Origin of the sequence: Paracoccus sp. KR1-242 (genome assembly GCF_049446195.1) — a bacterium.
In the GTDB taxonomy this organism is placed as follows: domain Bacteria; phylum Pseudomonadota; class Alphaproteobacteria; order Rhodobacterales; family Rhodobacteraceae; genus Paracoccus; species Paracoccus broussonetiae.
On record NZ_JBMSED010000007.1, the window covers coordinates 1 to 17,600 of the forward strand.

The 17,600-nt window shown below is 63.9% G+C and carries 20 protein-coding genes; all 20 read right to left on the reverse strand.

The genetic code is table 11. The annotated features are described in order from the left end of the window. A partial coding sequence (locus ACO2Q4_RS11150; protein WP_423319293.1) for a hypothetical protein occupies positions 1-1,548 on the reverse strand: 1,548 nt, incomplete at its 3' end. A 60-nt stretch (positions 1,549-1,608) separates the two neighbouring features. Next, positions 1,609-3,684: a hypothetical protein gene (locus tag ACO2Q4_RS11155; protein ID WP_423319296.1), complete on the reverse strand. Its 2,076-nt coding sequence runs from the start codon at positions 3,682-3,684 to the stop codon at positions 1,609-1,611. Further along, positions 3,684-4,079: a hypothetical protein gene (locus ACO2Q4_RS11160; protein WP_423319298.1), complete on the reverse strand. Its 396-nt coding sequence runs from the start codon at positions 4,077-4,079 to the stop codon at positions 3,684-3,686. The genes ACO2Q4_RS11155 and ACO2Q4_RS11160 overlap by 1 nt, the downstream gene beginning before the upstream one ends. Further along, positions 4,067-4,681 carry a hypothetical protein gene (locus ACO2Q4_RS11165; RefSeq protein ID WP_423319300.1) on the reverse strand — a complete coding sequence of 205 codons (615 nt, stop codon included), beginning with the start codon at positions 4,679-4,681 and terminating at the stop codon, positions 4,067-4,069. Before ACO2Q4_RS11165 ends, ACO2Q4_RS11160 begins: the two co-directional genes overlap by 13 nt. Beyond that, entirely contained in the window at positions 4,681-5,361 is a 681-nt protein-coding gene (locus tag ACO2Q4_RS11170) for a hypothetical protein (protein ID WP_423319302.1), read from the reverse strand. The genes ACO2Q4_RS11165 and ACO2Q4_RS11170 overlap by 1 nt, the downstream gene beginning before the upstream one ends. Continuing rightward, positions 5,361-8,243: a hypothetical protein gene (locus tag ACO2Q4_RS11175; protein ID WP_423319305.1), complete on the reverse strand. Its 2,883-nt coding sequence runs from the start codon at positions 8,241-8,243 to the stop codon at positions 5,361-5,363. Before ACO2Q4_RS11175 ends, ACO2Q4_RS11170 begins: the two co-directional genes overlap by 1 nt. After that, the gene (locus tag ACO2Q4_RS11180) at positions 8,243-8,377 is read right to left on the reverse strand and encodes a hypothetical protein (protein WP_423319306.1); all 135 of its coding nucleotides are present in this window, start codon (positions 8,375-8,377) and stop codon (positions 8,243-8,245) included. The genes ACO2Q4_RS11175 and ACO2Q4_RS11180 overlap by 1 nt, the downstream gene beginning before the upstream one ends. Before the next feature lie 38 nt (positions 8,378-8,415). Further along, on the reverse strand, positions 8,416-8,808 hold the full coding sequence (locus ACO2Q4_RS11185) for a gene transfer agent family protein (protein ID WP_423319308.1): 393 nt from the start codon (positions 8,806-8,808) through the stop codon (positions 8,416-8,418). Next, the gene (locus tag ACO2Q4_RS11190; RefSeq protein WP_423319310.1) at positions 8,808-9,260 is read right to left on the reverse strand and encodes a phage tail tube protein; all 453 of its coding nucleotides are present in this window, start codon (positions 9,258-9,260) and stop codon (positions 8,808-8,810) included. The genes ACO2Q4_RS11185 and ACO2Q4_RS11190 overlap by 1 nt, the downstream gene beginning before the upstream one ends. Positions 9,261-9,320: 60 nt before the next feature. Next, positions 9,321-9,530 carry a hypothetical protein gene (locus ACO2Q4_RS11195; protein WP_423319311.1) on the reverse strand — a complete coding sequence of 70 codons (210 nt, stop codon included), beginning with the start codon at positions 9,528-9,530 and terminating at the stop codon, positions 9,321-9,323. Continuing rightward, complete coding sequence (locus ACO2Q4_RS11200) at positions 9,523-9,966, reverse strand: HK97-gp10 family putative phage morphogenesis protein (RefSeq protein WP_423319313.1); 444 nt, start codon at positions 9,964-9,966, stop codon at positions 9,523-9,525. The genes ACO2Q4_RS11195 and ACO2Q4_RS11200 overlap by 8 nt, the downstream gene beginning before the upstream one ends. 374 nt (positions 9,967-10,340) lie before the next feature. Then, on the reverse strand, positions 10,341-10,697 hold the full coding sequence (locus ACO2Q4_RS11205; protein ID WP_423319315.1) for a DUF3168 domain-containing protein: 357 nt from the start codon (positions 10,695-10,697) through the stop codon (positions 10,341-10,343). A 23-nt stretch (positions 10,698-10,720) separates the two neighbouring features. Then, on the reverse strand, positions 10,721-11,047 hold the full coding sequence (locus ACO2Q4_RS11210; RefSeq protein ID WP_423319317.1) for a phage head closure protein: 327 nt from the start codon (positions 11,045-11,047) through the stop codon (positions 10,721-10,723). Between the two features lie 2 nt (positions 11,048-11,049). Beyond that, entirely contained in the window at positions 11,050-11,565 is a 516-nt protein-coding gene (locus tag ACO2Q4_RS11215; protein WP_423319319.1) for a head-tail connector protein, read from the reverse strand. Then, a complete protein-coding gene (locus ACO2Q4_RS11220; RefSeq protein ID WP_423319320.1) occupies positions 11,565-11,900 on the reverse strand; it encodes a hypothetical protein in 336 nt (111 codons plus the stop codon). Before ACO2Q4_RS11220 ends, ACO2Q4_RS11215 begins: the two co-directional genes overlap by 1 nt. 61 nt (positions 11,901-11,961) lie before the next feature. Beyond that, positions 11,962-13,197 carry a phage major capsid protein gene (locus ACO2Q4_RS11225; RefSeq protein WP_423319322.1) on the reverse strand — a complete coding sequence of 412 codons (1,236 nt, stop codon included), beginning with the start codon at positions 13,195-13,197 and terminating at the stop codon, positions 11,962-11,964. A gap of 14 nt (positions 13,198-13,211) precedes the next feature. Then, positions 13,212-14,045 (reverse strand): head maturation protease, ClpP-related, encoded by an 834-nt coding sequence (locus ACO2Q4_RS11230; protein WP_423319323.1) that lies wholly within the window; start codon positions 14,043-14,045, stop codon positions 13,212-13,214. Continuing rightward, complete coding sequence (locus ACO2Q4_RS11235; protein ID WP_423319325.1) at positions 14,023-15,294, reverse strand: phage portal protein; 1,272 nt, start codon at positions 15,292-15,294, stop codon at positions 14,023-14,025. Before ACO2Q4_RS11235 ends, ACO2Q4_RS11230 begins: the two co-directional genes overlap by 23 nt. Next, entirely contained in the window at positions 15,294-17,015 is a 1,722-nt protein-coding gene (locus ACO2Q4_RS11240) for a terminase large subunit domain-containing protein (protein ID WP_423319327.1), read from the reverse strand. The genes ACO2Q4_RS11235 and ACO2Q4_RS11240 overlap by 1 nt, the downstream gene beginning before the upstream one ends. Continuing rightward, positions 17,005-17,511, reverse strand: a complete 507-nt coding sequence (locus tag ACO2Q4_RS11245; RefSeq protein WP_423319329.1) for a resolvase — start codon at positions 17,509-17,511, stop codon at positions 17,005-17,007. The genes ACO2Q4_RS11240 and ACO2Q4_RS11245 overlap by 11 nt, the downstream gene beginning before the upstream one ends. Between the last annotated feature and the right edge of the window lie 89 nt (positions 17,512-17,600).

A 17,600-nucleotide genomic window follows, 5' to 3' on the forward strand; every position in this document is an offset into this window, starting at 1 on the left:
AGCGGCATCGACCGCCGCCTGCAGGCGCGCCATCAGCTGCACCCGGCGCGGCGCGCCCGCCAGGACATCCGTCTCGACGGTCGAGCCGATCACCTCGGCAATCGGGAACATCAGCGCGCGCGCCTCAAAGGCATCGCGCTGCCGGGTCAGGATCGCGCTGGCGAGCCCGGAGGCCGAGGTCTGGGTGTCCTGCGGCTCCAGCTCCTCATCGAAGACATGCCAGCGGTGATCCTCGATCGAGGAAGCCGCGCCGGTGTCGCCGCCACCGATGGCGAGGACGGCGATTGCGAGCTTCTGGGTATCGGCGAAGAAGCGGCCTTCGCGCTTTTCCATTCCGAGCGACCGGCCCGGTGGGACGATGGTGGTGAACTTGACGACGCCGTCGCTGTCGATGACCGCGCCAAAAGCATCGCCCGAGAAACCCGGATCGACGAACTCGACCGAGCCGCCGCCGGTGCCGCCGCCGAATTGACCGGCCGGGTAGGAAGACTGGTCGCGCTGGTCGATGCCGCGCAGGATCCGGCCCGAGCGATCGAATTCCAACCCGATGATCCAGTCGCCCGGCCAGCCCGAGACGTCGAGCGCCAGGCTGTAATCCGAGCCGTCGCGGACATCATGGCCGAAGACCACCACGCCGCGCGCATCCACCACTTCCTCGCTGATCCAGTCGCCCGGCCAGCCACTGCTGCGCGGGGTGACGATGCCGCCCAGCAGGCGACCGAGCCTGTCATAGGCCAGCGCCACGCCATTCAGGCCGAGGGCCAGAACCTCGCCCTCATCGCCGGGCCAACCATCGTTCAGCACCCGGTCACGGATCTGGTCACCCTCGCCCGCGCGCAGCAGCTCGGAATAGACCCCGGCGAAGACATCGTCGGCGGTGAAGGTGCCGCGGGTCTGGCCGTTCGACCTGGTGATAAGGGCCTTCCCGTTGATCCCCTCTGCCACGCTCGCGGCATCGCCAGGCCATTGATCTTGCCCCAGAGCGGCGAAGTTGTCGGCAAGACCATTAATGTCCCCCGGCGCCACGGCACCGACCAGCCGCAGCTGTCGAGGCGTCGAGTTCTGAACCCAGGCAAGATATCGGCAGCCGCCGATCAGATCTCCGGCTGCGAGAGCGTTCGCCATCCGGCCCTTGATGAGAAATGGTTCACCCGCAATGGTTGCGACCGGATCGGGCCCGATATTCGTGATGGGCCAAAGAAACTGCACCAGCGACCCTGCAGTCAGCGTCATGTGGGACTGCGTCGGGTCAACGGTAAAGGATGCAGCCTGTTCGGTTCCGCCCACTACAGGAACGGCCGCGAGAGTATCCCCCCGGCTGCTTGTTGCCCGCATCGCCGTGATCAGCGTCTGCAGTGCAGTTTCATCCCCCATCGTCTGCAGGATCGCGACCAGGATGCCTCGCAACGCAGCCTTGGATATGTCGTGCACCCCGGACTGCGGATCACCCAGCGGGACCGGGCGGCCCGAGGGCGCATTCGGCCTGCCATCGCCGGTGTATCGCTCGAACTCGCGCAGCGCGACATTGATGTCGTCGATAATCCCCATGGGGCCCCCAAGCAAAAGGCCCGCACGAAGGCGGGCTGTCGTTCCAGATTTCGAGAAGGGTTAAAGCGTGACCGTTTCCGGTCCGGCCGGGTTCGACGGCACACCGGACCCGTTGATGGTGACGGCCCAGTAATAGAGCGTCCCGGTCAGGCCGGGCGTATCGTCATAGCCGGAAACCTGCCCCGCCACCCCAGCCACGGTCTTCACCAGGGAGGCGGCACCGATGTCGTTGGTGGTGGCCCGCCAGATCTGGGTGCGGAAGTAATCCGACGCCGCGTTGATCCAGTCGAGCGAGACCGTCGCGCCTGTCGCCAGCGCGGAGAACGAACCCGGCGGATCGGGCTGGTCGGCATTGGCGGTGACATTGATCGACCCGGCGCTGACCCAGTCGGTGCGGCCGGCCCATTTGATCCGGATGGTATAGATCGCGCCGTCATCAACGATCCCAGAGACTGCGCGCAGACGACGGCCGGTCATCGCCACCCATTCCCCGGCATCGTCGTCACTGACGTCGGAGATCAGGCCCTTGGCGATCTCGGCGCGAAGCCGCAAATCGTTCCGGCCGGGATTGTCGACCGAGACGGCGACCCGCACCCCATAAACGCCCGAGCTGACCAGAACCCGCTCCTGGACCAGCGCGGCGTTCGCCGGATTCCCGACCGTGTTATTTGGCGTCGGGATTGAGGAATAGGTCAGCGGCAGGTCCGTCTCCTGGGTCGCGGGGTTCCAGGGATAAGGATTGGCCAGACTGGCGAGACCGATGTCGCAATACATCTTCGGCACGTCGAAGGAATGGCTGGTGACCTCGAAGACGCCGACCAGCTCGAATTCCGGCGCATTGATCCTGATCGTGTGCACGCCGTCGCCCTTCGGCCAGCGCGCCTTCATCCCAACCAGGTTGGTGCGGATGCTGCCGACCTGCGCGCGCCGGTCCTTGGCCATCTTGATCTTCATGAGCCGCTGCAGCTGGGTGCCGCTCGGGCACATGTCGAGGTCATGCTGCTCAGATCGCGCGCTGGCGGTTGCGAGCGCCGCGGTGTCCTTGATTTCCCGGACCTGCGTTGGCTGGTAGCCGTGGCTCGGGCTCACGAACGAGCCCTTCAGCACATTATAGGTTTCAAGCGGATTGAAGCCCTCCTGCATGCTGACCGAAAGGATGTCGGCCGAGGTGATGGTGACATCGGGTTCGGACCAGGCACCGCCCAGGATCCCGATCTTACCCTCGGCCGTCTCATAAAGCTGGCCGTCACAGACCGCGAGCATGCGCCCGGTGACATCCTTGAGCGCATCTTCGAGGGAATAATAGCCGCAGAGACGATAGCGCGGTTCGGTGCCGCCGGCCTTCAGATCGACTTCCTGTGCGCAGATCGAGGTGAATGTGGTCCAGCTGGGGCCGTCCAGCTTGGAGAGCGGGAAGTTCCAGCCATCGGCATGGGTCAGGAAATCCCGAATGCAAAGCCCGGCATTTTCGGAATAGATCTGCGAACCAGCGAGATTGCGGACCCGGGATCCGCGCAACTCAACCTGCACGACCGTCTGCGGTCCTTTCGGAAAATACTTCGCAAAATCCTCGTCAGCAGGATCCCCGAGAACAGCGTAGAAGGTGGCCTGGTCCTCTAGCCGGTGCTGCAAGGTCCAGAGCGCAGGGAAGGCGTCGAAGATGTCCCGCCAGCCAAGGCCGTCGCTGTCGAAGACACCGTCATAATTGCCGTTGTTGCCGCTGCCATCCTTGAAGAGAACCGCCGTGTAGCGGTTCACCCGCCCGCCGCCATCGGCATTTGCTGGGGTCGCCTCGGTCGCCACGGGCTGTCCGTCGACCCAGACATTCATCAGCCCATCCACCGGACCATGATGCACGGCGACAACCTGATGCAGGTGGCCGCTATGGGATTCGAAGAAGGCGCGGGTGCCACCCAGGAGCATGCGGCCCCAGCCCCGGATACGCGCGGAATCCGTCTGGTTGATGGTGGCCTGCACCTGCTGGCGCGGCACCGTCGGCTTCAGCAGCGCCGCAGCGGCCAGCGACCAGGAGAGGGTCTGCCCGACCGAGATGATCGCGCCCGCCGCCGCCGTGCCGATGCTGGCGCTCACGCCCGCCCACCAAGCCGTACCCGCGATAAAGCTGAAGATCGCCATTATTTCACCCAAGCCAGTTCGGCCGCGCGATAGCCGAGCCGTGTCAGATCCATTCCGGAAGGCGCGGTGGAAAGCCGCACCATCATTGCCCCCTGTTCATGCGCCCAGCCCTCGAAGGCGCGCAGCAGGCGCAGCCCCGTGCCATCGGTCGCGAACCAGCCGTGCTCCATCGCGATCAGCGCCGGGTTGATCACCGTGGGCTGCAACGACCCCGCAATGAATCCGGCCGCCGAGACAAAAACCACCGCCTGCGGATCCCCCAGCATCCCGGCCAGCATGCGCGCAGTCCACGGTCGATCGACCGGAACAGGTCCGCCCACCGCCGCGCGCAGATCTTCGACCATGTCGACGATGCGCAGGATGTCCTGCGGGCGGGCCAGCGCTACGACCGCCATTCGCTCTCATAGCCGTTGGCATAGAGTGGCAGGCGCTCCAGCCCCCGGTCGCCCGGGTAGCGCGCTTTCTGGTCGGCATCGGTCAGGCGACCCCGCGGCGCGCTGTTCCGGGTCATCCAGATCCCCCAAGCCTCGATTTGGATGGTGCGCTTGGTCGTGCCCTGCGCCGACCAGGGCATGCGCTGCATCGTCCCGGTATAGAGCGCCATGGGCGAACCGATCGGGTCGCCCTCCATGATCTCGCCACCACCCGAGGTCCAGGCCGCCAGCCGGGCATTGGCGAAGAGCTGGAGCGAGACCGTGACATCGCGATCGCGCACCCGGGACTTGGCCGCGAGCGCCAGGGCCAGCATCGCCGGCGTAGCCTGTACCGTGAAGGTTACCTTCCGGGCCGAAACGCCGTAACTGCTGGAGATCTCGCTGACCCCGATCAGATCGCCGAGCCCCTGCCAGCGGAAACCACCGACATCGAGATCACCGAAGCCGGTCCACCAACGCTGAGGCGATCCCTGAAAATCCATATGGACCAGGACCGCCTGCGCGATACTGCCATTGCGCAGGAGCTCATCCGGGATGGCGAGCAGATCTTCGCGCGCCCCCATTACAACGCCTCCACGAACCGCGCCTGCACGGTTTGCATGATCTCGGCATTGTCCATGATGCCTTCATCTTCCGTGGCGAGGCGCATGCGGCAGACGGGCCGGTTGATCTCGACCACCATGCCCGCGGTCACCGCCTCGCGCAGCGGTGGGTCGAATTCGACCGAAAATCGGGGGCCGTTCTCAGTCTGGCGGGACAGGTAAACCGCACGGGCGCAATAGAGGCGGTCGCGCAGGCTGAAGTAATGCCCCGGCCGCAAGCCCGTCGAATCCGGATATCGCACCTCGATCTCGGTGGCGCGAAGACCGGCATTCAGATTGAGCATGACCTGTTCGCGCGGCGCGTTCGAGAAGCCCCAATGCTCCATGGTCTGGGAAGAGTCGAAATTGCCAATCTGGTTGAAGCGACCGCCCCTGCCGTCACGATCCCTCGGACGGAAGCGCGAATAGACCGGCACCGGCGTGGTCCCGACCCTTCCGCGCATCTGCATGAGGAAAGCCCGCCATTGCAGAAGCGCCGCTTCCTGACGCAGGACAAAGCTGACCGTCGCCGTCCAGCGCCCCCGCATCGTCGGCACCACGGTATCGGTACCGTCGATGCTTTCCTCCGGGTCGAGCGACTGGCCCAGCAGACGGAACTGCGGTGCCTTCGCGATGGCCAGATGGGGAAATGTTGCCTGCATCAGCCGTCCGTCAGGTTGAAGTTTTTCATGATCGACGGCATCTCGCGGCGCAGCCGCTCATCCCGCCTGTCCAGTTCGCGACTGATCTTTTCGACCGTCCGGTCATCGGCACTGCCCTGGACGCTGATGTGCGTCGTCGGCGAGAAACTGAATGCGGTGCCCCGCCGCGATCCGAGCGCCGCCTGCGCCTGCTGCACGTTCAGCACCGCCCCGGAATGCGATGGCACCCAGACTTCGCTACGCGGCGTGTTTTCGTTGATCAGGTAGGGCATGCCCGCCTTGACCGGCCCGCCGCCGGCGCGGGCTGGCAGGCCCGCACCGCGACGTGCCGCAACCAGAGGATCGCCACCGCCACCGAGGAAACCGGTCACGGCCGCAAGCAGCCCGCCCAGCAGACCGCTACCACCGCCGCGCGCCATCGGCCCTTCGCCGAAGAGGGCCGCCTGCGCCGCAGCCTTGGCCATCATGAGCGCAAGGTTCTGCAGCACGTCCGAGAAACTTTCCCCGGCGACAATGGACTCCAGCAAGCCGTTCTTCACGCGCGCCTGCGCATCGGCCAGGAATTGCTGGGATTCCGCAACGCGGCTTTCGGCAAGGGCACGTTCGTTGGTGGTGACGATCTCGGCCTTCTTGGCTTCTCCCAGCGCCTCAATCGCCTGCCGATAGGTCATCGACCCGTTGGCCATGAGCGCATCGAGGTCGACCTGCCGGCGCTTGGCCTCTTCCAGCAGGGTATAGATCACCCGCTGGCGTTCGATCTCGCCCGTGACCTCGGCAATGGCGCGGGCCTGATCAGCCTCCCCGAGGTCCAAGGCCCTGATGGCTGCGATCTGGTCGGCCTGCGATTTGGCCAGCTCGGCCTGTTTTTGCTGCGAGAGCAGGTTACTGGACAGCTGCAGCCCGTATTCCTTGGCCTGTTTGGCGAGCCGTTCCCGTTCCTTGACCTCCTGGTCGAGCGCCTTCTGCCGGTCCTTGGCGATCTCTGGATCGAGCCTTTCAATCGACTGCTGATTCAGCGCCTGTTCGATCAGCGGCGCGGGAACATTGCGCAGCCCTTCCCATTCGTTGCGAAGCCCTTCGACACCCTGCGGCAGGCGGCGGCGCACCAGCTGGGTGGCAAGACGATCCTGCATCTTGCTGTCGAAGAGCTCATCGCCGGACAGGTTCAGTTCCGACATCAGGCCGCGCAGGGTCGTGCCGACAATCTGATACCGGCCCAGGGCCGAACTGTTGGCGGTGTTCTCGGGATGCGCCAGCATGCGCTTTTGCACCGCCAGCACCTCGTTCAGGGACATGTTGACCAGGGACAGGTTGCCGCCGGTGAACTTCGCACCGCCATAGGCCGCATTGTAATCCCCGGCCCCGGCGCTTTCCCGGCTGGCGATCAGATCGAGAATGCCCTTTTGGGAGGCGGCGCCTGTCTTTCCCCATTCGGAGAGATTGAGCCCTGTCCAGTTTTTGATGGCGGAATTGATGGTGCCGCCCAGGCCGCCGGCCAGACCCTGCATGCGTTTGACGCTGGCCTCGAAGGTGCCGTCCATCTCAGCAATGGACTGCTTGACCGCCTGAACCTCATTGTCGATCGCGGTGAGAACCCGGCCATAAGCCTCTGCCTGATCCACCTTCCCGGCCTTGATGGCTTCGGTCTGGCTTTCCTCGGCCATGCGGCGATCGTCGGCCAGCTTCCTCAGCTTCTGGGTGTTGGCGTCATAGGTGTCGAGGAGATCCTGCTGCGCCTGACGCTGCGCGCGGCCGGCGGCAGCGATCTGTTCGGCAGCGGCGGTGATCAATGTGTTCAGCTGCTGGATCTGCTCGGGGAAGCGCTTTGCGGCAGCATCGGCGCTGCCCGCGATATCGATCAGCACATCGCGCAAGTTTTCCGCATCGCGCGCGACAGCCTCTTCGCTGTTGCTGGTCTTGAGCCTGAGCCGTGCCTGTAACAGGCGCTCGGCCTGTTCCGTGGTAGCCTTATAGGCGGTGCGAACCTGCGTGATCGGATCGACGATCTGATCGAGCGGCTGCGTGGGGATGCCGAAGGACAGCCAGGACGTGCCGACCATGCCCTCGGGAACGGTGTTGGGAACCGGTGATCCGCTTCCGAGCTTGTTGGCCGCCCCAATCAGATCGACCCGGGCCTGAACCCCAGCCATCTGCTCTGTGACGTCGTTCACGCGGGCAATCTCGTCGGCCAGGTTGCCATATTTCAGGCGCAGCTGGTCGAGTGGGGTCTGGGCAGTCTCGACAGCATCGAGATAGGCCCCGGTGGTCTTCTCCAGGCTCTTCAGCTTGTCGTCGAGGGTTTCGGTGTCCATCGCGACCTTGAGAAGCGCAGCGCCGAGCGGAATGGCGATGGCCGCGCCCGCCCCCATCAACGCACCCATGGTCCCCATGCCGCCGAGGAGCTGCGGCAGCTGCTGACCGAGCGCCTGCGCGGCGCTGGTCCCGGCGCCGACCTGGGTGGCAAAATCACCGACCTGGAACCCGAGGTTCTGCAATCCGGTGCCGCCCGCCTGTCCCTTGCGACCGAGTTCCTGGACCGCATTGCCGGCATCGCGCATCTTTGCCGCGGCACGATCGACATTGGCCGTGTACTGCTTCTGGGTGATCGCGCCCCCGTCAAGCGCGCGATCGAGGCGCTTGACCTCTTCCTCATAGAGCTTGGCGGCACGATAGGCCGGATCGAAGCTGCGCTTCAGCCGGTCCATCTCGCGCTCATGCGCCCGCACCACGGCGGTGCTGGGCACACGAGCCTGGGCATCGACGAAAGCCTTCTGCGCCTCTTCGCCGCGCCTGCGGAACTCGGCGACAATCCGGTTCGCTTCCTGGACCAGCTTGGCGTCGGAAAAGCCAGCCGAGATGACAAGATCCGGTTCTTCAGCCATCAGAATCCCACAATGCCCATTTCCCTGAGATCAGCCTCGGAGAGCGCATCCGCGCCGCCGCCGCCACCGTCCGGCTTCCAGCCGTTTGCGCGTCCATAGCCTTCGACGCAGGCCATGAACTGCCAGGGCGTCATTTCTCCAACCTGGCGGGGTGCGAACCCCATCGCCGCGCCTAGCCCGTAATAGGTGCTGAACTTCCATTTGCCTCGGGGTCGGCGCTCGGCGTCGGATCGCCCGCCGGCGTATCCTCCCCCACCGGATCATCCGGTGGACCGTACAGACAAAGGAACAGAACCTCCTGCGCCGGCACCTTGAAGACGATCATCGGATGCTGGCCGAAGGTCCGGTGGACAAGGTTCTTGGCGTCGACATCGTCCATGCCGCCGCCGATCAGCCCGTTGCGCAGGATCTCCATCAACTCGGCCGCGGTCCACAGACCAGCGTTGATACGCTGCAGCAGATGCTCGGGGCCGCAATCGGTGTTCTGCTGGATCACTTCCAGCTCGGCCAGGCCGAGCCGGAAGGCATGTTCACCGCCGGCCCAGCGGATGACGACGCGCGCCATCAGGCCGCCTTCGCAAGACGGGTCGGTTTGCCATCGAACTCCAGCTGGATCGAGGCGGTAACCTTCTGACCCTTGCTGCGCTGGTTGGTCAGCGTGGTCATGATCGCCGGGCCGCTCTCATACTGGGTATCGCCGACGGCGGCGTTCTGGTTGCCCAGCCGGATCGTCTTGCGCTCACCGTTGTAGAACCAGTCGAGCATCATGTCGTTCGACTGCTGAGCCCAGACACCATCTGCCGACACGGAAACCTGAAGCGAACGGAACTCCCGTTCGACATCCATGGGCAGGGCCTCGTTGTCGCAGTCGCCAGGGGTTTCCGTGGAATCCCAGGTCGCGGTGCGGGTGATGGTCACGCCGACGAGGCCGCAGACCTTGGCCCAGGTGGTGCCGGTTTCGTCGGTCGCCACTTCGAGCGTCATCTGCTCGAATTTTTCGGTAATGGGTTTTGCCACGTTTCTGCTCCATGAAAAAAGCCGCCCGAGGGCGGCACGGTCAGTGCTGAAGGACGATGATCAGGGATCCGGGTGATGGGCGGCGTTGGCGGTCCTGGTTCTGCCCTTGCAGACGGTCGCCTTGACCTCTTCGGCGCAGCCGGCGGCGACGGCAGCATCAATGAACTCGCGCGGATAGGATTGGGCCCCTGCCTTGGGATAGGCCGACCAGCCCGCGTTCCGCGTCATGCTGGTATAGTGAAACTCGCGGTGGAAGATCGCCTTAGCCATTGCGCCATGCCTCCCTGATTGCGGCTCGGACCCGTTTGCGGATCCTGTTGTTAAATTCGGCCTTCTTGGCCTTCCACGCTGGAAAGAAGAATGGGCGGGCCGGCATATTGCGGGTGCCGAATTCGTGGAAGCGTGCATAGAACGCATCCCGCGATCCGACATAGATCTTGATCCGGATCGTGGCGTATTGCCGCCCCTTGTTTTTCCCGGACCTGATTTCGTCGATCATGAAGGCACCCGGCGGAATCTCTCCCCAGGTCCAGCCGACCGATTTCAGAAGATCACCGTCCCCCGGTTTGAAATGCCCCCGGATCAGGCTGCGGATGAAGTCACAGATCTCCTCTGCGCCCTCTTCCATTGCGAGACTCGCGGCTTCGACCGCCAGGTCTGGAATTTGCTTGAGTTTAGCAACGATACGCGGGTTAAGCTGGGCCATCTCTCACCGAAAGGACGGTTGATGCGGATCTCTCGGCTAACCCTCTGCCTTTTGATGGCTGGATCAGCGGCAAACGCACAGGGCAGCGCGCTCGAATGCCTCGTTATCAACTCTCATGTTGAGGCTATACAGAACGCCAATCTTGAAGCCTCCGCCTCACCAGCAGAAGCCATTCAATCCGTGAAGGACGCTATAAACAAAATCCTCGTAGACCCTAGAATGCCATCTGATCTTGCTGACGAGGCAAGGAAGACCGTCTTCGGAAAAGCGTTTTCTGAGTGGGAGACATCCCAAGAGCGCATTCTTGTAGGATCAGAACCAGAAGATCCGCTTTTCGATGCTCTGATGCGTGACAAATGTGGTGACGACAGGGGCTAGGCTTCGATCATCGCCTCGATCTGGATCACCCCATGAACGTTCACGCCATCGGGATCGTCCATGACCCGGACAAGCGATATCTCGAACGGGTGCATCGCGATCAGGGTGGTGTCGGCGAACCCTTTCAGAGCCGTAGCAATGTCGTCGGCCAGATCCTCGCAGAGGCCCTTGTTGCCCTCTGTCCAGACATCGATCTGTCCGGTCCAGGTTCTGCCCTCGATGCAATCGGCGTCGTCGCCGGTCCAGTAGCTCGGCCCCAGGCTGACACTGGGAAAGGGATCATCCTTGCTGGCCTTGTCATAGACCTGACCGTTCAGATCCGGCACCTGGGCAATGATCCTGTCCTGGATCATCTGGCGAAGAACCCTGCCCGCCCTCATGAGACTGCCTCGACCAGCATATCGAGGAAGGCGCGGTTGTGGGATTCGCGCGGATCCTCCTTGAGCTGATAGGTCCGGCCGTCCACCACGACCTCCCATTCGCTGGTGACCAGTTCGGTATCCCGGGTGCGCGGCACCGTGACGGAGGCGGGAGATTTCGAAGCGAGACGCGCCTGCATGACGGCTTCGCCACCACGCATCGGAACCAGCTTGGCCCAGATCGAAAAACGTTCCTGCATCTCGATGATGCGCTGGCCATCCGGCGTCCGCCCCTTCACCGGCGCCCGAAATGCGACAAACTTGCTGAATCCACCGACATCCATGTTCAGACCCGCAGCAGACGGAAGGGCGAAATCAGGTCATCTACCTCGCGCGGAATTCCCTCTCGTTCCGATTGCCCTGAACGAACCCAGTAGAAGTGTCCTGCCAGGATCAGGATCGCGCGCGATATCGCAGGCGGGACCTCAGATGGGGTTCCGAATCCGGCCGTGAACGTGATGGCGGCCGGACGTCCCTGACCGCTGCGGATGCGCAAGCCGCAATCGGTGCGATCGAAGAGCACCGCCCCGGCCTCTTCATCTGTGAATACTGCCGAGACCGTCGAGACGTCGGGGAATGGCAGGGCGACATATCCGCCCAGCCGATCAATATCCGCGCGCCACACCTGATTGACGATACACCGGCGCAGAACACCGCGCTGGCCGTCGAGCCAGGACACGGCAGCGTCGATGCAAGCATCGATCACCGCATCCTCATAGTCCCAGCTGACCTTGCAATAGTCCTTTGCCAGAGCCCGTTCGATGGGAGGTGCCGCTGGAGGTGTGACGAGCGTGAGGCGCATCAGGTTTTTGCGCCCTTGCCGTAGACAGAGAGATCGAGCCCCTGCCCCTCGAAATTGGCGTCGTTGGGCTCGGCGCGCTTGGCGTCATTCCAGTCGACGTTGTTCTGGACCGAGCTGGTGCCCGCGCGCGGGTTCGCATCGACGCTCTCATGCGACAGGTCGACCGCGGCGATAACCTCGGGCTCAGCGATGGCGCCCGACGCGCTCACCAGTTCGGTGGCAGGCTCCGGGTCGGCCGGCGCGTTCACCAACTCGGTGGTCGGCTCGGGATCTGCCGGCGCTGCCACGACTTCGGCGGGCTTTGCCGCCTCTTCTTCCTGCTTCTTCGTTGCCATCTTCCAGGCCTCCATAGATCAGGGGTTTGCCACCGGCCGGGAAAGGCCGGCGGCGTTTTCATCAGGCCGCTGCCATTTTCAGGACGCGCAGCGCCTGCGGGTCCAGCAACCCGCCACCGACGCGCTTGGTGGTGTAGAAATGGACGTAGGGCTTGTTGGTGTAGGGGTCGCGCAGCACCCGGATGCCGAGACGATCGACGATCAGGTACCCGCGCTTGAAGTCTCCGAACGCGATGGGATAGGCATCCGCGGCGACATTGGGCATGGCCGCCATCTCGGTGACCGGGAAAGCCAGGACCTGCTGCGGCTGGCCCGCCTGATAGGAGGGCTGCCAAAGATAATTGCCGTCCCCGTCCTTCAGCTTGCGGATACGGGCGAGCGAAGGCCGGTTCATGACAAAACGTGCATTCTGCGACAGCGCACCCGGCAGGCTGTAGACCAGATCGATCAGCTCATCGCTGGTGAAGGCCGCCGCGGCGGCGGTGGTCGAGACCGGAATCGCTCCGAACGGATGCGCCGCTGCGTTGGCGGCGCCAGTGGCGTAGGTCAGGAAGCCGGTCGGCTTGTTGACGCCGTTCCCCGCCACGAAGGCGATCCCTTCCTGCAGCGAGAATTCCTTCTCGACCTCACTGGCCAGCCAGGCTTCCAGGTCGATCTCGCTGTCATCGAGGATCTGCTGGGTCGCCGCCGGGTTGGCGTAGATCTCACCCGGTGTGTAGGTCATGATACCGAAGGTGCCCGACGCGGTCTGCGGGCGCGATGCCGTCTCACCGACCCAGCCCGAGCCGGTGCCGCCGAGATTGAAGATCTTCTTGAACCCGGCGCCCGAGATCGACTGGACCGAAGCGATCTGGCGCATCGGCGAAACCTCGACCAGCTTGTCGGTGATCGTGCGGTCCCATTCGATCGGCGCCAGATAGCCACCCTCGGCATCTGCCCCCTTGTTCAGCGCGGCCTGCACGTCGCCCTTGCGGAAATGGGCGCTGAAGGCGTTGCTGTATTCGGGATCCTTCGGCGCACCATCGGTGCCCGGCCCGCCGATCTTCAGCGCGGTCAGCTGGGCGGCCTGTGCATCCAGCGCCGACTGCAAGGTGCTGACGCTGGCTTCCAGCTTCTGCATCTTCTCGGTCCGGACCACATCTTCCTGGCCCTTTTTCAGATCCTTGATGGCGGTCTCGTTCTCGGCCTTGAAGGCCTCCCAGGCCTGGTTCAGCGCGGCCATCATGGCCTTCGGGTCGCCACCGGCGTCAGCGCGGACTGCGACGATACCGCGGTGAAGCGCGGTGTGGTTCATCATGCCCATAGTGATCCTCACTTTCTGAGCGTTGCGATCATCGACTGCACGAGTGCAGCCATTCCGTCGTCAGCGCCGGGCGTGACGGTCGTGGCAGCGCCGGGCTTGCCACCCTTGATCTCGGCCAGAAGCGCGCGGCGTTCGGACCGGGAAACATTCTGCTTGGCGAGAAGCGTATCGACGCGGCGGAGCGCGTTCGCACCGCCCTCGGTCCGATCTTCGAGATCAGCAGTCAGCAGGCTGTCAGCAAGTCCGGCCGCGACGGCGTCTTCGCCGTTGAACCAAGTCTCGGCATCCATCCACCCCGCGGCCTTCTTGCGGTCGACCCTGGCCTTGTCTGCGTAAACGGCCGCCATGGCCGCGTCGAACGGCTCCATGGTATCGGCGGCCTCGCGCATGTCATGGCGGTTGCCCACCGCGACGACCCAGGCGTTGTGCACCATCAGGAAACCGGCGCGGCCGATCTGGACCTCGTCCCCGGCCATGGCGATGACCGAGGCCGCCGAGGCCGCCAGCCCGAGGACGCGCACCGTGATCTTGCGCGAATCCTGGCGCAGCTGGTTGTAGATCGCGACCCCTTCGAAGAAATCCCCGCCCGGGCTGTTGATGTCGACGATCACCTCATCGGCCTTGATCGATCGCAGCGCGGCCGAGATGCGCTTCGCGGTCACGCCTTCGCCTGTCCACCAGTCTTCGCCGATGACGTCGAGAATGCTGATCACGTTGTCCCGGTCGCTGTCAGCGGCGCGCAGGCCCGAGGACCAGCGATCCATCATCTGCGGCGATGGTTCAAAGGCCTGAACCTGCGCCGGGCGGGACACCCGGATTTCAGGCGCGGCGCGCTGCGTCATCGGTGGTCTCCTTTGCGGCAGAGTTCACGGGCTGGGCGAGATCGTCGCGCAGCGGCAGGTCCATCCAGTCGCGGACCTCTTCGACATGCAGCCAAGGCTGCTGGTTGTTCACGCTCAGACCGCGCGAGAAGAATTCGGCCTGGTCCTTCATGCTGCCGCGGAGCAGCGCTGCGGCATTGAACTTGGCGTAGAATTCATCCTGTTCCCTGTCGCTGAGCAGACACCGGGAAATTGCCTGCTCCCAGGCCTCGAACCACGGGCTGAGGCCGTAACGGACAAATAGCTGACCCAAGACATCGATGCCCGTGCCCCAAGATGTGTCATTGACCATGAGCAGCGGACGCGGCACCCCGAAGACGCGGGAAATCTCCTCGACCTGATGGCCGCGCATTTCCAGGTGCTGGCTGTCCTTGGCCGTCGCTTCGAACGGCTTTGCCTCCAGCCCCTCCTCCAGGATCATCCAGCCGTTGGAATTCTCGGCACCTTGATGATCGGACATGCTGGCGACCAGCCGGTCGTAAGCCTCGTTCGACAGTTTCTTGTTCTGCGGCATCTGAAGCGCACCGCCGACCAGCATGCCCTTCTGGAAGAGCCGCGCCGCCGCACGCTCGGCCTGGAGCGCGATGCCGATGGCCTCGGCCGCTTGCCGCACCAGGGACCGGCCGCAGAGCCCGTCGAGCGTAAAGCCGCGCAGGTGAAACACGTCGTCTGCGGCCAGGTCGCGGACCCCGCCGGTTTTGCCAGAGAATTTGTATCGCACCGTCAGATCGTCACGCTGCTCGACCACCATGCGCCGCGGGTCCATCGGCAGCAGGGCGATGACCTGGTCGCCGCGCCGCACCTTCGCGGCATAGGCATTGCCGTGGATCAAGGCCCAGGACTGCATGAGCTGGCGAAACTCGAAGGCGGTCTGCCAGCCATTCGGTTTGCGGTGCAGCACCTTGAAGAGTGGATGATCCGAGGCCTTCTCGCGCGCGTCGCCGCTGCGATAAAGGTGCAGCGGCAACATCGCCATGGCGTAGGACAGCAGCGAAACGCAGCGGAACACCGCCGTGTTCTTCAAGGCGGATTCGGGCGTGACCACCGCGCCACTGGCGGAAGCCATCCCGGCTCGCAGGAATTCGGCCAGATACGGGTCGGTCAGATCGCCGATCAGCATCGACTCGTTCATGGCCTGGACGCGGGCAGCCGCAGGCTGCGCGGGCGCCGGTGTGGCATCCTCGCGACGGAACCAGCTGAGCAGCCCCATCAGACCCTCCGGATCCCGCGCGTCTCATAGACCGATGGCCCGACCCCCTCGGGGTTGCCGAACATCAGCATCGCCGCGTTGAAGGTCGCCATCAGGGCGTCGATCTTCGCGCTTCCGGCCACCTGCTTGGTCACGATGTAGTTGCTCCCCTTGAGCTCGGTTTTTGCGTTGCCGACGTTCCAGGTCATGAGACCGGTCGCACCATGGATCAACTTTCTGTCCTTCAGGCGGCGCGGCAGCGTCAGCACGGCCTGCTGGAGCTTCCAGCCCTGCCCCACGCTGATGAAGCGGTCCTCGGCGAAGCCCCGCTCCTCCAGCTCGTCGAGGAGTTCGGCAATGCCGTGGCTGTCGAGACCGATGGCTGGGCTATCGATCGGGAGAAGCCCGGCCGCCTCCAACTGGTCCACAATGTCGCAGGCCCCACGAACATCGTCCCCGACCCGCGTGCACATTGTCAGATCGCCCGCCTTCTCGAAGTCGCGCACTTTCGGCACGATTTCCGGGCGCTGTTTCAGGACGTCATCGAAGGCCCAGGCATGTGCCCAGTGCAACCAGTTGCGGGTCTCGCGCTCGCGCCCGATCACCGAGAGCGCGAACAGGTCGTCGAGCCCACCACCATCAACACCGACGACGCAGACTTCTGACCGGCGGATCAGCTCGTCCAGGTCCAGGGTTCGATCGCCACATTGCTGCCAGTAGAGCGCGCCAGGCCAGCGGTCGGCATGCATGCCCTGCCCAACTTCGACATTCAGGTGCTGAGACACCACCATTGCCAGCTTGTGCAGCCCCTCGATCTGGGCCTCTTCGATGGCGCTGGCGATGTAGTCTTCGGTCACCGACTTGTTGAGGTTCGGGTTGACCATCTTCCAGGTCTTCGGATCGCGCCAGCCATCGTTCTGCGACATTTCCGGTGGCAATTCGTAAAGCACGGGCAGCAGTGACCGGCGCAGTTCCCCGTCGCGAACCTTGCGCGCGATCGCCAGTTCCGATTTCCACACCCCGCTGGGCGGCTCCTTCGATTGCGTGGTGATCTGCAGAAGGAACCCGTCGGGCCGCTTGCCGAGCGAACCCTTGATCTCGGTGAACACCGCCTCTGCCCGCGACATCTTCGAGAACTCGTGGGTTTCGTCGATCAGCGTGAAGCTGGCCATCGCGCCGGTGACAACCGAAGGATCGGCCGACACGATCATGATCTTCGACGGGACCACCTCGTCGAGCTTGGCGATCTCGTTGTTATGCGGCGTGGCCTTGAAGACGTCGCTCAACGTCTCGTCCAGCCGGATCATCCCGGCTGCCTGGGTAAAGGCCCGCTTCGCGATCTTCTGGCTGGGCGCAATCAGCATCAGTTCCGCGTTCGGGCGTTCGTTCATGATCGCGGCAACCAGGATGATGGCTGCCGCATAGGTCGTCTTGGCATTGCCCTTGGGCACCATGAGCAGGAACTCACGGATCATCCTGACCTTGCGCACCGGGTCATAGCTGCCGAAGACGGCCCGAACGAAATCGAAGATCCAGTCGTCGCCAGCCTCGCCAAACGTGCGCGGCGTACCGATGTCATCCGGGATCTTCAGCCGCTTGAAAATTGCCAGCGCCTTGTCGGCGACGGCGTCGAAGAGCGGCAGGTCAGGGATCAGCGGTCGGCGGTTGACGACCCGCTCCTTCCAGTCCGGCAACGACGTGTCCCAATCCGGCGTCAACGACGACACAGGATCAGTTTTCATAGTTTCCCGGCTTCAGCAGGTCGCCCCACTCCGAAGGCGCTTCCCCCTTCGCAAGCGCGTTGGCCTTCTTGCGCGAAAGCTCACCTTTGCCGACATATTTCGAGGTCGGCTTTTCCTCTTCTTCTTCTTCTGGCTGGCCCATTCGATCGAGACGATCCGTCGCCAGCTTCTGGTCGTTCTTCAGGATCAGGCGGTCGAGCTCGCGCATGCCAGCGGTATTGCCTGCATTGGCCATCTCCATCGCCAGCTCCAGGCGGCGCGCCTCAAGGCGATCGCGCATCTGGTCCCGAACGACGAGCTCGGCTCTAAAATATCGCTTCAGCGTGGCCAGCGAGATTTCGACCGCGTTCGCAATCCGCTGGTTGTTCCACCCCATCGCCAGCAACATCTTGACCTTGTTGCGATCTTTCTGCGTGGCCTCGTATGGCGGGCGGCCCTTCTGCCCTTTGCCCGGGCGAACGGGGTTCCCGAAGAGGTCGAAAACGTCGCCCGACATGAAAAAAATCTCCGGCTGAGGGGGGCGCGGGTCTAGGCCCGGCGGGCCCCCGGACTTTAGACCCACCCCCCTCTATCGGGGTCCGAGGG

Excerpts from the sequence above, each read along its gene's own strand:
- ACO2Q4_RS11155 (WP_423319296.1), bottom strand. The coding sequence starts at position 3,684 with ATGGCGATCTTCAGCTTTATCGCGGGTACGGCTTGGTGGGCGGGCGTG.
- ACO2Q4_RS11160 (WP_423319298.1), bottom strand. The coding sequence starts at position 4,079 with ATGGCGGTCGTAGCGCTGGCCCGCCCGCAGGACATCCTGCGCATCGTC.
- ACO2Q4_RS11165 (WP_423319300.1), bottom strand. The coding sequence starts at position 4,681 with ATGGGGGCGCGCGAAGATCTGCTCGCCATCCCGGATGAGCTCCTGCGC.
- ACO2Q4_RS11170 (WP_423319302.1), bottom strand. The coding sequence starts at position 5,361 with ATGCAGGCAACATTTCCCCATCTGGCCATCGCGAAGGCACCGCAGTTC.
- ACO2Q4_RS11175 (WP_423319305.1), bottom strand. The coding sequence starts at position 8,243 with ATGGCTGAAGAACCGGATCTTGTCATCTCGGCTGGCTTTTCCGACGCC.
- ACO2Q4_RS11180 (WP_423319306.1), bottom strand. The coding sequence starts at position 8,377 with ATGACGCCCTGGCAGTTCATGGCCTGCGTCGAAGGCTATGGACGCGCA.
- ACO2Q4_RS11185 (WP_423319308.1), bottom strand. The coding sequence starts at position 8,808 with ATGGCGCGCGTCGTCATCCGCTGGGCCGGCGGTGAACATGCCTTCCGG.
- ACO2Q4_RS11195 (WP_423319311.1), bottom strand. The coding sequence starts at position 9,530 with ATGGCTAAGGCGATCTTCCACCGCGAGTTTCACTATACCAGCATGACG.
- ACO2Q4_RS11200 (WP_423319313.1), bottom strand. The coding sequence starts at position 9,966 with ATGGCCCAGCTTAACCCGCGTATCGTTGCTAAACTCAAGCAAATTCCA.
- ACO2Q4_RS11205 (WP_423319315.1), bottom strand. The coding sequence starts at position 10,697 with ATGATCCAGGACAGGATCATTGCCCAGGTGCCGGATCTGAACGGTCAG.
- ACO2Q4_RS11210 (WP_423319317.1), bottom strand. The coding sequence starts at position 11,047 with ATGGATGTCGGTGGATTCAGCAAGTTTGTCGCATTTCGGGCGCCGGTG.
- ACO2Q4_RS11215 (WP_423319319.1), bottom strand. The coding sequence starts at position 11,565 with ATGCGCCTCACGCTCGTCACACCTCCAGCGGCACCTCCCATCGAACGG.
- ACO2Q4_RS11220 (WP_423319320.1), bottom strand. The coding sequence starts at position 11,900 with ATGGCAACGAAGAAGCAGGAAGAAGAGGCGGCAAAGCCCGCCGAAGTC.
- ACO2Q4_RS11225 (WP_423319322.1), bottom strand. The coding sequence starts at position 13,197 with ATGATGAACCACACCGCGCTTCACCGCGGTATCGTCGCAGTCCGCGCT.
- ACO2Q4_RS11230 (WP_423319323.1), bottom strand. The coding sequence starts at position 14,045 with ATGACGCAGCGCGCCGCGCCTGAAATCCGGGTGTCCCGCCCGGCGCAG.
- ACO2Q4_RS11235 (WP_423319325.1), bottom strand. The coding sequence starts at position 15,294 with ATGGGGCTGCTCAGCTGGTTCCGTCGCGAGGATGCCACACCGGCGCCC.
- ACO2Q4_RS11240 (WP_423319327.1), bottom strand. The coding sequence starts at position 17,015 with ATGAAAACTGATCCTGTGTCGTCGTTGACGCCGGATTGGGACACGTCG.
- ACO2Q4_RS11245 (WP_423319329.1), bottom strand. The coding sequence starts at position 17,511 with ATGTCGGGCGACGTTTTCGACCTCTTCGGGAACCCCGTTCGCCCGGGC.